This is a genomic window from Gilvimarinus sp. F26214L, from assembly GCF_054401055.1.
Window position 1 is genome coordinate 198654 of record NZ_JBTIYG010000005.1, and the last position, 15609, is coordinate 214262.

Genomic DNA, 15609 nt, shown 5'->3' on the forward strand with positions numbered 1-15609 from the left:
AAGATCATGGAAAAACAGACTGTTGATGTCGTTATCGTGGGAGGCGGGCTCTCGGGCATCGGCGCCGCTGCCCACATGGGCATGAAGTGCGCCGAAAAAAGCTACGTGGTTCTGGAAGCCCGGGAAGACCTGGGCGGAACCTGGGACCTGTTCCGCTATCCCGGCATTCGCTCCGATAGCGACATGCATACACTGGGATTCAGTTTCAAACCCTGGAGCGACGCAAAAGCCATTGCCGATGGACCGTCCATCAAAAAATACATCAAGGAAACGGCGGACGAGTATGGCATCACCTCCCGGCTGCGCCTGGGACACACAGTCATATCCGCCCAGTGGTCCAGTGAGCGGGCGCTCTGGTCGGTTGTGGCCCGAAGGCGCGATGGCACGGAAGTGGAGTTCGAATGCCGGTTTCTCTTCATGGGTTCGGGCTACTACAGCTACCAGCAGGGCTACGCACCGCGCTTCGAAGGACAGGAGGATTTCCACGGGCCCATCGTCCACCCCCAGTTCTGGCCTCAGGATCTGGACTACCGTAACAAGCGAGTGGTGATTATCGGCAGTGGCGCCACCGCCATCACCCTGGTGCCAGAAATGAGCAAGCAGGCTGCCCATGTCACCATGCTGCAGCGCTCACCCTCCTATGTGGTGGCGCGACCCGGCAAGGATCGCATTGCCAACTTCCTGCGCCGGAATGTTTCGGAGGGAGTGTCCTATGGGTTCACCCGCTGGAAGAATATTCTCCTCGGGCGCTACTTCAACCATCGTGCCCGCAGCAAACCGGAGAGCACGGCAAAGCTGCTGCAGAAGTGGGCGCGCAAACGTCTTCCCGAAGGCTATGACATGCGCCATTTCACCCCAAGCTACAAGCCCTGGGATCAGCGCATCTGTCTGGCACCGGATGGCGATTTTTTCGAGGCCATTCAGTCAGGCAAAGCCTCGGTGGAAACCGATCATATCGAGCGCTTCACGAGCACGGGGATTCAACTCAAATCGGGGAAAACCCTCGAAGCGGACATCATCGTCACTGCCACCGGCCTGAAACTGGTCACCGGCGGCGAGGTGGACGTGAAGGTGGATGGTCAGCCAATCCGCTTCGGCGATACCCTCAGCTACAAAGGCGTTATGTTCAGCGGCGTTCCCAACTTTGTGCTGGTGTTCGGTTACACCATGGCCTCCTGGACCTTGAAAGCGGATTTGGCAGCCATTTATCTCTGCCGGCTGATCAATCACCTGGACTCCATCAACAAGTCCATCGCTCTGCCACCACACCCCACCGAAGTGATGGAAACCCGTCCGCTTATTGATTTCACCTCGGGCTACGTGCAACGCGCCGTGCAGGAACTCCCCAAACAGGGAGACCGGCCGCCCTGGCTCGTTCACCAGGACTATCTGGCCGATCGCAAGGTCCTGCTGCGCGAACCCATCAATGATGGGGTACTTCAGTTTCCAGAGCCGAAGATGGCGCAGGTCACCGATTCTCCCGCACACGTTGCCGCCACAACTTAGCGAGCCTTGACCCATGTTGGGTTACGCTGCGCTAACCCAACCTACGAATGCCACTACCAGCACCGGTAGGTTGGGTGAGGCCGAAGGCCGTAACCCAACAGCACCCACGAATCCTCCCGAACCGGACCCGTGTTGGGTTACGCTGCGCTAACCCAACCTACGAATGCCACTACCAGCACCGGTAGGTTGGGTTAGGCCGAAGGCCGTAACCCAACAGCAGCGCTCAGCCCCTAGCGGATCAGCAGGCAGCTTCGCTTCGCTGGCCTTGCCGGGATCTGCTATACTGTATTTTCAACCAGTAGCTCACCAGTAAGAGGTCGCCGTGAGCCGCTTTGCAGAACTACACGCCATCAGCAACTTCTCCTTCCTGCGCGGCGCTTCCCATCCGGAAGAGCTGGTTCTGCGCGCGGCTGAACTGGGCTATGAAGCCATTGCCATTACCGACGAGTGCTCCTTTGCAGGCATCGTCAGGGCCCATGTGGCAGCCCGGGACCTGCGCCAGACCGGGACGTCCATCAAGCTGATCATTGGCAGCGAGTTCCATATTCACAGCCAGCAGACCATAACCGGGGACGCCGGCCCGGATCTTCACCTGGTTCTGCTCTGCCCCAACCGCAAGGCTTATGCGGAAGTGTCCGGGCTCATCTCCCGCGCGCGGCGCCGGAGCGAAAAGGGTAGCTACCGTCTGCACCTGAGCGATCTGCAATTCGGCACCCAACACTGCCTGGCCATCTGGCTGCCCCAAGCGGGGCAGTCCGAGCAGCCCGATTACGCTCCCATCCTGGCCAGCTATTTCCGCGACCGTCTCTGGCTCGGCCTGGAGATGCTGCAGGACGATGACGATCAGCAGCATTATCTGAATTGCCAACAGATGGCGGACGCACTGAACCTGCCCATGGTGGCCTGCAACAACGTGCACATGCACGATCCCCTGCGCAAACCCCTGCAGGATGTTCTTACCGGGATTCGTCTGGGCAAGCCGGTGCAGGAGCTGGGTCGGGAGAAGCGGAGCAACGGCGAAAACTATCTGCGCCTCCTGGACACGCTGGACTGCATCTACCCGCAAGCCCTCATGGAAGAGGCCTGCCGCATTGCCGACTACTGCCATTTCAGCCTGGACGAATTGCGCTACGAATATCCCGAGGAGATTGTGCCCAAGGGCACCAGCCCGAGCGCCTACCTGCGGCAGTTGGTCATGGAGGGCGCACGGAAGCGTTGGCCCCGAGGCCACGCCCCGCACCTGCAGGCGCAGATTGACAAGGAGCTGCAGTTGATCGCGGAGCTGGAATACGAGCATTACTTTCTCACGGTCTACGATCTGGTGCAGTTCGCGCGCACTCAGAAGATTCTCTGCCAGGGGCGCGGTTCAGCCGCTAATTCCGTGGTCTGCTATTGCCTGTTCATTACCGAAGTCGACCCGGTTCAGAGCGAGCTGCTGTTCGAACGATTCATCAGCAAGGAGCGCGATGAACCACCGGATATTGACGTGGACTTCGAGCACGAACGACGCGAAGAGGTCATTCAGTACATCTACAACAAGTACACCCGCAAGCGTGCCGCCCTTGCGGCCACTGTCATCACCTACCGGCGCCGAAGCGCCGTACGGGACGTGGGCAAAGCTCTGGGGCTGGACGACATCCTGGTGGACAAACTGAGCAAGAGCCTTGCCCGGTGGGACAAGTCCCGCCAACTGCAGAACGAGTTCAAAGCTTCCGGATTGACTCATTCGAGCCAGCTCGCCCGACAGTTTCTGTACCTGGTGAATGAGATTCTCGGCTTCCCCCGCCACCTGTCCCAGCATGTGGGCGGGTTTCTGATTGCCCGCAGTCCCATCAGCACTCTGGTGCCTGTGGAGAACGCCGCAATGCCGGACCGGACCATCATTCAGTGGGACAAGACGGACATCGAATCACTGGGTCTTTTGAAGGTCGACGTACTGGCCCTCGGCATGCTCACGGCCATTCGCAAGAGTGTGGACCTGCTCAACAGCTACCTGCAAAAACCCATTACGGTGGCGGACATTCCCAACGAGGATCCCAAAACCTATGACATGCTCTGCCGCGGCGACAGCATGGGCGTGTTCCAGGTGGAATCCCGGGCGCAGATGTCCATGCTGCCGCGGCTGAAGCCTCGCACCTACTACGATCTTGTGATTCAGATTGCCATTATCCGTCCCGGCCCTATTCAGGGGGACATGGTGCACCCCTTCCTGCGGCGCCGAGACGGTGAGGAGGAAGCGGATTACTTCAGCGAAGAGCTCAAACCTGTACTGGAACGAACACTGGGCATTCCCATTTTCCAGGAGCAGGTGATCCGCATCGCCATGGTGGCCGCCGGTTTCAGCGGCGGTGAGGCCGATGCGCTGCGGCGCGCCATGGCCAGTTGGGGCCGCAATGGCCATCTGGCCCCGTTCAAGGAAAAGTTGATCGACGGCATGCTGGCGAAGGGTTACGACCGAAGCTTCGCAGAACGGATTTTCCGGCAGATCCAGGGCTTTGGCGAGTACGGCTTTCCCGAATCCCACTCCGCCAGCTTTGCCTTGCTGGCTTACCAGTCCGCCTGGTTGAAGTGCCACTATCCGGCGGCTTTTTACTGCGGCCTGCTCAACAGCCTGCCCATGGGTTTCTATTCCGCCTCCCAGTTGATTCAGGATGCCAGACGTCACAACATCGAAGTGCTGCCGGTGGACGTCATGCACAGCACCTGGGATCACCAGTTGGTGCACGAAAACAACAACCCTGTTCTGGAGAGTTGGCCATCCATTCGCCTGGGATTTCGAATCGTGAAAGGCTTCAGCGAAAGTGGCGCAGAGCGGGTGCAGGTTGCTCGCAGCGAACAGGCATTTACCAACGGGCACGATCTGGCCAACCGCGCAGGCCTGAATCAAAAAGAGCTGTCCAGCCTTGTGGCTGCCGATGCCCTGCAATCCATCAGCGGCCACCGTCATCAGGCGCACTGGAATACCCAGGCAGTGGCCGGCCCCACGCCGCTACTGGGCTTGAGTGATCGCAGCGATACATCTTCGGTAGAGTTGGCAGAACCCTCTCCCCAGGCGACCACCGCGATGGACTACGACAGCATGGGTTTGACGCTGAACAAACACCCGCTGGCCCTGTTGCGCCGACACTCTCCCTTCGATCGCTGCCGCCGCGCCATTGATCTTTATACGCTGAATACCGGCCGTTTTGTGCGTGTCGCCGGCGTGGTTACGGGTCGCCAGCGCCCCGGAACCGCATCGGGAGTTATCTTCATGACCCTTGAAGATGAAACCGGCAACATGAACGTCATCGTGTGGCGGGAACAGCAACGCCGCTTCCGACAGGCGGTCCTCACCGGGCAACTGCTGATGATAAAAGGCGTGGTGGAACGGGAAGGCTCCGTGGTGCACGTGGTGGCCGGCGAAATTATCGACATGGGGGAGGAATTGCCGGCTCTGAAAACCCAATCCCGCGACTTCCACTAGCAGGCGACGCTCACCCCGACCGCGACAGACCGCCCTCAGAAATGAGCGGCGGTCAGCTCCACATCAGCCTTTCCCCAGGCCTTCTCGAAGCGCTCCTGAACCGCCTGGGCTTCCTCGTTCTTACCCTGAGCCCAGAGGCTCTGCGCCAGGCCGTACAGCGCCCAACCGTTCTCATTCATGAGGTCCAGGTCCTGCCGGAATATCACCTCCGCATCACCGGGCTGGTCCGCGTCCAGATAAGCCTGGCCGAGGAAGAGACGGGTGGACTGCATCCAATCCGGCGGCTCCATGTAAAGCTGCTGGTCCTGCGCGGCGACCGCCGCTCGAAAGTGTTCGATCGCCGCATCCTGATCACCAACACGGGCCGCAATCTCGCCCATCAGCATCGTTTCCGCGATCTTCAGGAGGTCCGCGGCGGTATTGACCGCAGCACGCTGGTCGGACAGGGACTCATGCTCCATCGCGGTCCGCAACGCGGCCAGTTCCCGCTCCGCAGCTTGCGGGTTATTCTCCGACAGGTAGGCACTGCCCCGGGCCCAGTGCAGCAGCCCTGCCAGATAGGGCTGATCGGCGGGAGGAACCGGCTCAGCGAGGATCTGATCCCAGCGCCCGAATGCGCGAAGGGTCATCGGGTAGACCGCCGCCATCCGCAATGTCATGGCGTCATGGGCATCGGTTGCAACCCCATGGGCCATGTTCTGCGCTTCCTCCACAGCCACCTTGCTGTTGCCCTGCATCAATGGACCCCACTGGAGAAAATCCCGTGCGTGGCCGCCATGATTTTGATGAGAGAGCCCGTAGGTGACTTCTGTGGGCAGCGGACGATTCCACTTTTCGGCGAAATAGGCATCGGCCGCCAGTGAGCGCTCATTCACGGCGATCGCGTCGTCATATCGACCCAGACGCATATAAATATGCCCGGGCATGTGGACCATGTGGCCCGCCCGAGGTGTGAGTGACTCCAGGCGGTCAGCCGACGCTTCTGCCTGATCGAACTCCCGGGAGTTCTCCATCAGATGGATGTACAGATGGTTCAGCCCGGGATGCTGTGAATCCTGCTCGATGCCCCGCTCCAGAATTGCCCGAGCCTGGTCCGAGCGGCCGATGGGACTTCCATCCAGAGCGAAGTAGTTCCAGGGCGACGCCAACATGACCGCGTGGGCGGCAAGAAAGGCGCTTTCGAGATCATCCGGATGCTGCTCGTGTGCCGCAAGGCTTGCGTCTACAAAAGCCTGGGTCCGTGCCTCTTCATCGGGATAGGTTTCCGTGTCATAAATGACGGCGAGCGCCTCGATGAGCGCGCGACCCCGTTCCGGCAATTGCTCGCTGTTGGCTTGCGCACGGGCAATGGCCTCAGCCCCTGCTCCTTTCGGGTCGTCTTCCGCTCCCTCGTAGCGGCTGTTAGGGTTGGGTGCGATTGCCAGAGCGCGCCCCCAATGGAGCATGGGGTGATCGGGTTCGTAACATAGAGCCGCATCGAAGGACGCCTGCGCTTCCGGGAAATAATAACTGTATGTCAAGCGCAAACCCTGGTCGAAGAAAGCCTGGGCCTCCGTGGTGCGGCTGTCGATGGGCCGGCTGTAGTGTCCCGTGTTGGGAACCAGTACGGCCTTGGCCTCCGCACAATTTTGCGCCTCGGAGAGCTGCGGCGAGTCGTCGCGCCCCAGGTCGCTGCACGCGACCACTGCAAGCAGCAACAATAACCAACTGTTTCTGATCCATCGAAGAATGTTCATGAGCTCTCTCCTTGCGCGCTCAGTCGGAGCCAGACAAATTCCAACTCCCGACTTGCCCCAATCGGAAAATAGAAGCAAGCGTTCCGCCAATCCGGCACTCGTTCTTACACAGGTCTTCCCATGTTTTCAGCTGAGCCGTCACTCGGAAGGCAGATTGAGCTTTGGCGTGTAGTTCAACTAATCTGATGGCAGTCGTGTTTAAGCCTTCTGGTATTTACGGTATCCTGAAGCGACCTCAACCATAGAGAGCAGAATAATAACTTCAGTTAGGACGAAGCGCATGTTTTCCCGACGAATACTTCCTATTCTTGGCCTCCTCCTCACCAGCTACGCCGCCGCCGTTGACCTGAGCCAGTTCACGTACTCCCCGGACGTCATCAACGTCAAGATATCCCCAACAGGCGAGTATCTGGCGTTACAACTGAACCGGGACGGACGATACATGCTGGCCTTTGTGAACCGCGCCGATGGTTCGACAACCGGCGGTGTCAAATTCCGCGCCCCCAGGGGGGTGGGTGAGTTCTTCTGGGTGAACGACGAACGGGTTGTCATGCAAGTGGTCGAAAGCTCCGCTCATGATGAAGCTCCGAAGTACTACGGAGAACTCTACGCGTCCGATTACGATGGCGGCAACTCCGAGATGATCTTCGGCTATCGCGCAGAGGCCGCGCAGAAGGCGACGAGAATACGACAACGATCACGCGATTATTCGTGGGCGCACGTTGTGGATGATCTGTCGCAGGACCCGCGGAATATTCTCATTTCAGTGACTCCCTGGGATCGCGAACGGGCACTCCGCCCGCGCTTACAGCGGCTTGACGTTTACCGCGGACTGGACAGTCGCCCCCGGAAGTTCGCCCGCTACCCGCAGGCCTCGTTTTTCACCGACGAAGAAGGAAATGCTCGTGTAGTCACCAGCCGCAGGCCGGACGGAACCCTCCATGTGGAAACACGTCCCGATCCGGACGGCGATTGGCGCGAGTTGGATGAGTCCCGCTTCGGCACGGCATTCGTTCCCGCCGCCGTGACGGACGACGGTAAGTCCATCTACGTCATCGACAACATCGATCACGACCGAACGGGCCTTTACAAACTGGCCCTGGATGGTTCGACCTATGAACATATCTATACCAACGACAGCGTTGACATCACGGATCTGCAACGCACCGTGGACGGCAATGGGGTCTTCGCGATTCGCGTCGATCCCGGCTACCCGACCTATCTCCTGTTCTCCCAGGACTTTGCAGAGGCACGGATTTTCAAACAGCTGCTCGCCAGTTTTCCTGGAAGAACTTTGTCCATTACCAGCCGAACCCGCGACGGGCGGTACTGGGTGGTTCGGACCGGGTCGGACATCGACCCTGGGTCGTTCTACCTCTACGACGACAAAAAACAGCAGCTTCAGCTAATCTTCACAGCAAGAGAGGACGTTGACCCGGGAGAGATGGCCTCCTCCGAACCCGTCGAATTCCAATCATTCGACGGCAGAACGATCACCGGCTATTTCACACCCGCAAAAAACCGCGAGGGTATAGCTCCGATGGTTGTTCTCGTCCACGGCGGCCCTCCCATACGCGATTTCTGGGAGTTCGATCCGACAGTCCAGGCCCTCGCCACTCACGGATTTTCCGTGTTGCGAATCAATTTCCGCGGCTCAGCCGGGTTCGGTCGCGAATTTGAAAGTGTGGGTTATCGGGAATGGGGCGGCGACATTCAACGGGACATCCATGCCGGAACACGCTGGGCGCTTGAAAACGGTAAAGCAGAAGAGGGCCGCGTATGCATCATGGGCGCCAGCTTCGGCGGCTATTCCGCGATCCAGAGCGCGACCATGGAGCCGGATTTGTACCGCTGCGTTGTTGCCGAAGCCGGAGTGTACGACCTGTCCCTGATATATAGCGAAGGCGATATCGAGTACACCTATGGGGGCAGGAGTTACTTGGAGAAGGCAATCGGCGAAGACGAGAGCCAACTGCGTGCTTATTCCCCCGTTCATCGAGCAGAACATCTGAAAGCACCGGTGTTTCTCATTCATGGAGAGCAAGACCACCGAGCCCCCTATGCCCATGCTCGGGCGATGATCAAAGCGCTGGAAGAAGAGGACAGGGTTTTTCAGACTCTTATTCAGGAAACCGAAGGACACGGGTTCTACAACGAAGCCAACCAGGTCGAACGGTACAAGGAGATCATCAACTTCCTCTCCACGCATCTGCGCCCATCAGAAGATTAGAACCGAGGGGCAGCTCCTGAGCGCCTAGGCTCGTTCAGTGTAATCCGGCTCCAGGGTGCTTTGAGAAAGTGCCAGCGGCAGGCTGAAGTAGAACTCGGTCCATTCACCGGGTTCACTTCTTACCTGCAGTTCGCCGCCGTGGTTCTTGATAATGGTGTAGCAGATGCTGAGACCCAGCCCCATGCCTTCCCCCACGTCCTTGGTGGTGAAGAAGGGTTCGAAGACTCTCGCCTGCAGATCTGGGTCCATGCCCGGACCGTTGTCCCAGACCCGTATCATCAGTTGGTCCCCGCGCCGGTCGGCGATTATCTTGAGCCGGGGATTGTGATCCCCACCCTGTTCCTTCAGAACCTTGGCGCTGTTGCGAATCAGGTTTACCAGCACTTGAACAATGTGACCCTCGGATCCGGCCACCAGATCATCTCCCTTGACATGCACTTCGGGCACGATGGGGCTCAGGTCGTGGCGTACGAACCGGGTAGCGAGCTTGATGGCCTCCTGAAAGTGAAACGACTTTTTCTTGTCGATCTCCGACGGGTATGCAAAGGTTTCCAGATCCGCGACGATGCGATTCACCCGTTGCACCCCTTCCTCCACATCCTGCAGCATCTCCGCCACATCTTCATGGTCTGAAATACCGGGCTCCGATTTGAGCAGGTGCAGCGCCGCCAGGGTATAACTCAAGGGGTTCTGTACCTCGTGCAGCAGGCCCGCAGCCATACTGCCCAGGCCAACCAGCTTCTTCTCATGAAGGATCTGGGCCTGGGCCTTGTGGAGGAGCGAGAGCGTTTCGGTCAGGTCGCTGTTGGCCTTGACCAGGCTCTCCTCCAGCTCCCCCTGCTTGCGCAGGTTTTCCAGGCGGGTACGCACTTCGATGCTGCTGAACGGTTTGGTCAGAAAATCATTGGCGCCGTTTCTGAGGGCTTCTATTTTAGCGGCTTCGTCGATTCGGGCAGTCAGCAGCACAATCTTGATCCGCTCGGTCCGCGGGTCTTCCTTGAGCTTGCGACAAACCTCCAGGCCGTCCATGACGGGAAGCATCAGGTCCAGCAGGATCAGATCGGGCTGTTCAGTTCGCGCCATTTGCAGTGCCAGATGCCCGTCGCTTGCCGCCAGGATCTGATAGGTGTCCTTCAGCATGTCGATGAGGTACCCGCGCATACCGGGCTCGTCATCCACAATCATCAAGGTGGGTAAATCATCTGGCTGTGCGCTCTGCCCCACCGCGGGCGAGTCCGGTGCGCGTTCGCTGCCCGGCGCAAAGGCGGATTGCTGCGCCTGCCGGTTCAGCGCTTCCAGTGGGTCCACGGGTTCCGAATCGAAAACCCTGGCCTCGCGGTCAAGGGCTTCGACCTGGGCAATGGGGAAAAGCAACCGCATCGTGGTGCCCGCACCCAGCTCACTTTCAACGCCGATCTCACCGCCCTGCTTCTCGGCCAGTTCTTTTACCAGAGCGAGACCGATGCCCGTGCCCTGGTGCTTCCGTGTGCTGGAGGCATCCACCTGATGGAAGCGGTCAAAAATGCTCTTGAGCTCGGTGGGCGGAATCCCCACGCCAGTGTCCCGGATTTCGATGGCGACCCGGTTTCCCTCCAGGCGGGTGCTTACGGTGATCGAGCCCCCTTCGTCGGTGAATTTGCTGGCGTTGCTCAGCAGGTTGATGAAAATCCTCTCAAAAGCGGGCTGATCACCAATAACAGTTATGTCGTCCGAGCAGAACCGTTTGACCACCGAAATACCCTTCAATTGCGCGTAATGGGAAATGGCGTCCACCTGGCTTTCGAGTAGCTGGTTGATTTTCAGGGGCTGTAGTTCAAGTGCCTGCTTTCCCTCCTCAAGGCGGATCAGGTCCAGAAGATCATTGACCAGCTTCAGCAGGCGCATGCCATTCTGATTAGCCACGTTCAGAAATGATTTCACATCCTGAGAGGCTTCTTCTGATCGAAGCAGGTCCTGGAGCGGGGCAAGAATGAGACCCAAAGGGGTACGCAGCTCGTGACTGATGTTGGCAAAGAACTGGGATTTCATCTTGTCGAGCTTGCTCAGTTCACGGTAGTTGCTCTCAAGCTCGTAGCCGAGGCGGAACTCATTGAAGCGGCGCCGGTTGGAAAAGAAAACCGCAGTCATGCTGATAACGGCGGCCAGAATCAGGAAGTACAGGTTGTTGAATAGCAGACTCAGGTCCACCGGCACGGTCGGGGTGTAGAACACGCAGGCCGCAACATACACGAGAATGGCGGCAATGGAGAATACTGTAACTTCAGTGACCGTTAACGGCAGCAGAATGCCGATGGCTATGATTACGAGAATGATTCCGGCGTAGTATGTGGACGCCTCTCCCTCGGTGGCGTAGATCATGTAGGAAATCATAACCACCGGCGCCATCAGCCAGGATGCTGTAAGCAGGCGCACGAGGCGGCGACCCAGGGGCACGAAGTGCAGCGCGAACAGCAATCCGATCAGGACGTCGCACAACACCCGCAGCAGGGTGAACTCCACCAGACGTTCCGGATAGACAAAAAAATCGAGCGATATGCCGGCGGGCACCAAAACCAGCAGCAGTGCGCTGCCGATCTTCGACTGGCGCAGCCGCATGTCAAAATCTGCTTCCCGATAGGCCTCCCGTACGGCGGCGTACTCGGATCTCGTCATGCTTGTTCCCGCGGCTTGTGAACTTCAAGAAATACGTTCAGACCTGTCAAGTCCAGGTAAACATAATGGTCCCCGTATCCCTTGACGAGCTTGAGCATGTCAGTCTCATCGCGATATTCCATGTACCACTCGACGATATGCTCCATGCATAGCTGGCTTGGATTCTTGGGGTGAACGTTGGTGACAAGCACGTAGCCGCCAGGCTTTACCCAGCGATAGAAAAGCCGCAGGAGGCGAGCGCAGATCTTGTCCGATAAGTAATCGAACAGGCCGGCGCAATAGATCACATCGTATTTGTTCTCCTGCTGGAGCTGTTCCGGCGTTGGTTTTGCGGCTTCTTTCAATAACTGGTGCACCGACTTCTGCACGAAATGGATACTGGCATCATAGCCGCTCGCTTCGCGCGCTTCGCCGATCTTCTCCTCGGCGTGCTCCAGAGTCTCCTGATTGAAGTCGACCAGGGTAAAATCGCAATGCTCGCAAACGTCCCGCGTGCGAACGAAGCGCTGAACCTCCAGGGCCGGGCCGCAGGCCATGTTGAGAATCTGCGCGCGCTGACCCTGTGCCTTGAACTGTGTACCCAGATCCGTGAGGCGATCCTGGAGAATGGCGATTCGGTTGCGGTGAGCCCGGGTCGGGCCTATCTGGTGAAAATAGCTATTGATGAGCTGGGTGTAGGTGGTCGGACCATTGCGGCCGTCTGCCAGCATCATGTTTACCATTCCGTAATCGCCAGCGTAACCAAGCGGTTTGACATAGGAGCGGTAAAAGAACGGCGAACGCATGAGCAAGGGATGAAGGTCCCGCTGTGCAAAGGATTTGTGGGTATTTAACTCCTCGTCATCCACGAGTTGTGCCGCTTGTTCAAACTGGGCAAACAGTTCATTGCTCTTGTTGATGACCCGTTCGGCAACGGCGTCAAACGATTCGCGCGGAAGCGGCGTGCTCTCTCTTTCGTCGTCAGTCGCAACATCGAACTGCTCCAACCAAAGGTGCAGATCCGCAAGAAAGGCGCGCAGTCCGGCCACGGCGAGCATGTATTCCTCCCGAAGCTGGTGCCGGGCTTCCCATTGGGCGATGTATTGATCCGTCTCCTTGGCCAACTCTTCGGGCTCGTCCTGAAGCTCCCGAAGGTCCTCGAGAACATCCACCAGGGTCGCCGAGACAACCAGCATCAGTCCTGTGTTCACAAGACTTGCCACCACTGCGCGCCCGTTATAGATGGTGCTTTCGCCGCGCACGATCTTGAGATTGGCCAGCACCTCACTCAACTGAACGATGGAGTAGGGGTTGTATACCTCCATGACGACCTTGTGCCGAGTCAGCTTCAACAAGGTGCCGCGCGACTCCTGCCCCTGGGAATTGCGGAAGGTGATGATGCTTTGACTTATCGGTATGGATTCAGTCAATGTGATGCCCCTCAATGGTATGGTATTTACTTGTTAACCGTATCTCACAACGGCCAGCTTCCTGCCGTTCAAGAAATAAACTTGTTCGCTCCCGTTTCCGCGCTGTCACCGGGCAGCGCCGGAGGAAAAATCAAGGTGAACTCCGTGTAAGCGCCTGGGGTCGATGTGCATTGTATCGACGCGCCCCAGGTCTCGAGGGTTCGTTTGCAGAAGGGCAGCCCCACCCCGTTGTTCGAGCTCTCCAGCTTGGTACTGAAAAAATCGTCGAAAACGCAAGGTAACTCGTCCGGCGAAATGCCCCGTCCGTTATCCCGAAATACCAGAACCCCACGCCCATCGCTTCGCTTCAGTCCAATGTCTATTGCACCCTTTCTGCCGGTGTCGCTGATTGCGTGAAACGCATTCTTCATCAGATTGTAGAGCACGTGAACCATCAACAGCTGAACGCCTCGAAAGCAAAAGTCATCCTCGGCCTGAATCCGGATTCGGGACCGTTGCTGATCGCTCATCGGATAGGTTTCAACCGCCTGACGCACGCAAGTGGCCATTGATATGAGTTCCCGCCGGTCCTCGCACTGGTTCTGAGGTTTTGCACTCACCAGCAGCATATCGATAATGTTGTGAGCCCGTTGGACGTGTGCCTTTATGGACTCCACGACCCGGCCGAGTTTTCCGCGCCGCGCCGGCTCGATGGGAGCAAGTGCCAGGTTTGCAGCTTCCGCTGTGTCGTAGGCCGCCAGCAGCTTATCCAGATCCTGATCCAGTGCGTCGGCCGTAACATCGATCCCGGTGAGCGGGGTTCGAAGCTCGTGGGCGATATTGCTGGCGACCTGATACATCACCTGGCGTTTCTGGAAAATGATTCTTCGCTCTTCCTCCCGCATGACGTAGAGATTGGTGGCTTTCCGGATCTCCTCGCGCAAATAGGCGAGATCCCAGGGTTTGCGAATATAGCGGTAGACTTCGCCCTCATTGACACTATCAATAGCATCGGACAGATCCGCATAGGCCGTGGTGAGGATTCGGATCACATGGGGATGATAGCGCTTCGCGTACTTTACCAGGTCGATGCCTGTCCGGTTTGGCATCCGCTGGTCTGTGACCAGAATTGCGAGGTTCGCCGAGTGGCCCTCCAGAAGCTCAATGGCCGCATCCACGGACTCTGCCGACAAGACCTGATAGGAATCCGAGAAAACCCGCGCAAAATATTTCCGGGCTTTCTCCTCGTCATCGACGAATAGCACCCCAAGACGATGATCAACCACCTCTGGTGTCATAGGTCCGGGTAGAACTCATCAATGGATGGTTCGTAACTGGCCAGACTTTCAGTGAGCCAGTCCCAATCAAGCGGTGGCAGCTCGGTCGCGATCTCCGGCAGCGTAATGGCCAACTCAGTCTCTCCCTCCCGCCGGGTGAGCTCAAGCTTTCCGCCCAGGTGGGACGCCGCAAGACAGGCAGCGAGGAGATTCTCGAAAACCGGCTGGACGTCCGTCAGGGCGCTGCCACACAGGAGGTGGCGGTCCAGGGGCCAATTGCCGCGAATCAGGTAGGTCAACCGGATGCCACTGGTTCCGGAGTACGGTGCCGCCACTGAGCCGAATCCGAGCTCGATCGGTTGCCTTACCTCTTCCATATTAGCGGCAAGGCCGAACACTGAACGCAATAATCCGTGGGCAGCGGCACCGCCCGCCTGCCAGGAAGGAACGGCCTCACTGTCGGGCACAGAGATTTCGCAATCGAAATCCGCCGCCACCTGATGTGTCAGGGTGAGCAGTTGATCGGCGGTCAGTGTATCTTGCGCGGCGGCGACAGGATGCAGCGGCAAAATGGCCTTCACTGCACGAATGAAATCGCTGGCCCGCCGGGTTTCCCATTTGGTGAGCTCCCACTGGTCCACGTTGCCCAAGCCGTCGGATTCACGGGAGCCCGGCAAATCATGCAAAACGTCGAGAAAGTCCCGCAGGCCGTAGGCGGCATTGTGCAAATCTCCGGCAGTCTGAACGCAGGCGATCAGCTGGCTGAGGCGCTGAACCCCGGTCATGCGCTGCCGGGCGGACAGCTTTTCGGCCAGAAGGAGATCCCGTTCCCGGCGCAGCTCGAAAATGCGCATGGCACTGACCATTTCCGCTTGCAGACTTTCCACATGCCAGGGCTTCTGAATGTAGCGGTAGATTTCTCCGCGGTTGATGGCCTCGATTGCATCGTTGAGGTCCGAGTAAGCCGTAGTCAGAAGGCGCACGATGCCGGGGTATTCCTGCCGGACCTTTTTTAGCAGCTCGACCCCATTGCGCCCCGGCATCCTCTGGTCGGAAATGACAATCGCAATCTCATCGCTTCTGGATTCAAGAATTTCTTCGGCGCTGTCCACATCCTTTGCGGTATAAACCGGAAATCGACCGGCCAGAGCCTTGGAAAAGTACTTCAAGGCCTTTTCTTCGTCGTCCACGAACAGGACGGCAAATTCCCCATTGTTGTTTTCTGTCATCGCTGATTCCTTAATCCAGTTGAACCCCACATGGCCGCGACGCCTTCCGTCTTCTGACGCGAATTACATCCGGTCCACAAACAATATCCTGTTGGCGTCTTCAAGCATAGAGGATCAAAAAATCTTTG

Annotated in this window: 8 protein-coding genes; 3 read left to right on the forward strand and 5 right to left on the reverse strand. The window is 58.1% G+C overall.

Features of this window, described 5'->3' with window-relative positions; translation table 11 throughout:
- The first annotated feature begins 6 nt into the window (after positions 1–6).
- On the forward strand, positions 7–1506 hold the full coding sequence (locus tag ACURWW_RS07665) for a flavin-containing monooxygenase (RefSeq protein WP_445616215.1): 1500 nt from the start codon (positions 7–9) through the stop codon (positions 1504–1506).
- 322 nt (positions 1507–1828) lie between these two features.
- The gene (locus ACURWW_RS07670) at positions 1829–4969 is read left to right on the forward strand and encodes an error-prone DNA polymerase (RefSeq protein WP_445616216.1); all 3141 of its coding nucleotides are present in this window, start codon (positions 1829–1831) and stop codon (positions 4967–4969) included.
- A 35-nt stretch (positions 4970–5004) separates the two neighbouring features.
- Here the strand turns inward: ACURWW_RS07670 and ACURWW_RS07675 are convergent, their stop codons facing one another.
- Positions 5005–6705, reverse strand: coding sequence for a tetratricopeptide repeat protein (locus ACURWW_RS07675; RefSeq protein WP_445616217.1), 1701 nt, complete (start codon positions 6703–6705; stop codon positions 5005–5007).
- Positions 6706–6985: 280 nt separating this feature from the next.
- On the opposite strand from ACURWW_RS07675, the gene ACURWW_RS07680 reads away from it, so the two are divergent.
- Positions 6986–8935, forward strand: a complete 1950-nt coding sequence (locus ACURWW_RS07680) for an alpha/beta hydrolase family protein (protein WP_445616218.1) — start codon at positions 6986–6988, stop codon at positions 8933–8935.
- A 24-nt stretch (positions 8936–8959) separates the two neighbouring features.
- Here the strand turns inward: ACURWW_RS07680 and ACURWW_RS07685 are convergent, their stop codons facing one another.
- From ACURWW_RS07685 to ACURWW_RS07700, 4 genes are all read right to left on the reverse strand, one after another.
- Positions 8960–11587, reverse strand: a complete 2628-nt coding sequence (locus ACURWW_RS07685) for an ATP-binding protein (protein WP_445616219.1) — start codon at positions 11585–11587, stop codon at positions 8960–8962.
- On the reverse strand, positions 11584–12996 hold the full coding sequence (locus ACURWW_RS07690) for a class I SAM-dependent methyltransferase (protein ID WP_445616220.1): 1413 nt from the start codon (positions 12994–12996) through the stop codon (positions 11584–11586). The genes ACURWW_RS07685 and ACURWW_RS07690 overlap by 4 nt, the downstream gene beginning before the upstream one ends.
- Before the next feature lie 68 nt (positions 12997–13064).
- Positions 13065–14261: an ATP-binding protein gene (locus tag ACURWW_RS07695; RefSeq protein WP_445616221.1), complete on the reverse strand. Its 1197-nt coding sequence runs from the start codon at positions 14259–14261 to the stop codon at positions 13065–13067.
- Between the two features lie 8 nt (positions 14262–14269).
- Positions 14270–15481, reverse strand: coding sequence for a response regulator (locus tag ACURWW_RS07700; protein WP_445616222.1), 1212 nt, complete (start codon positions 15479–15481; stop codon positions 14270–14272).
- Positions 15482–15609 lie beyond the last annotated feature (128 nt).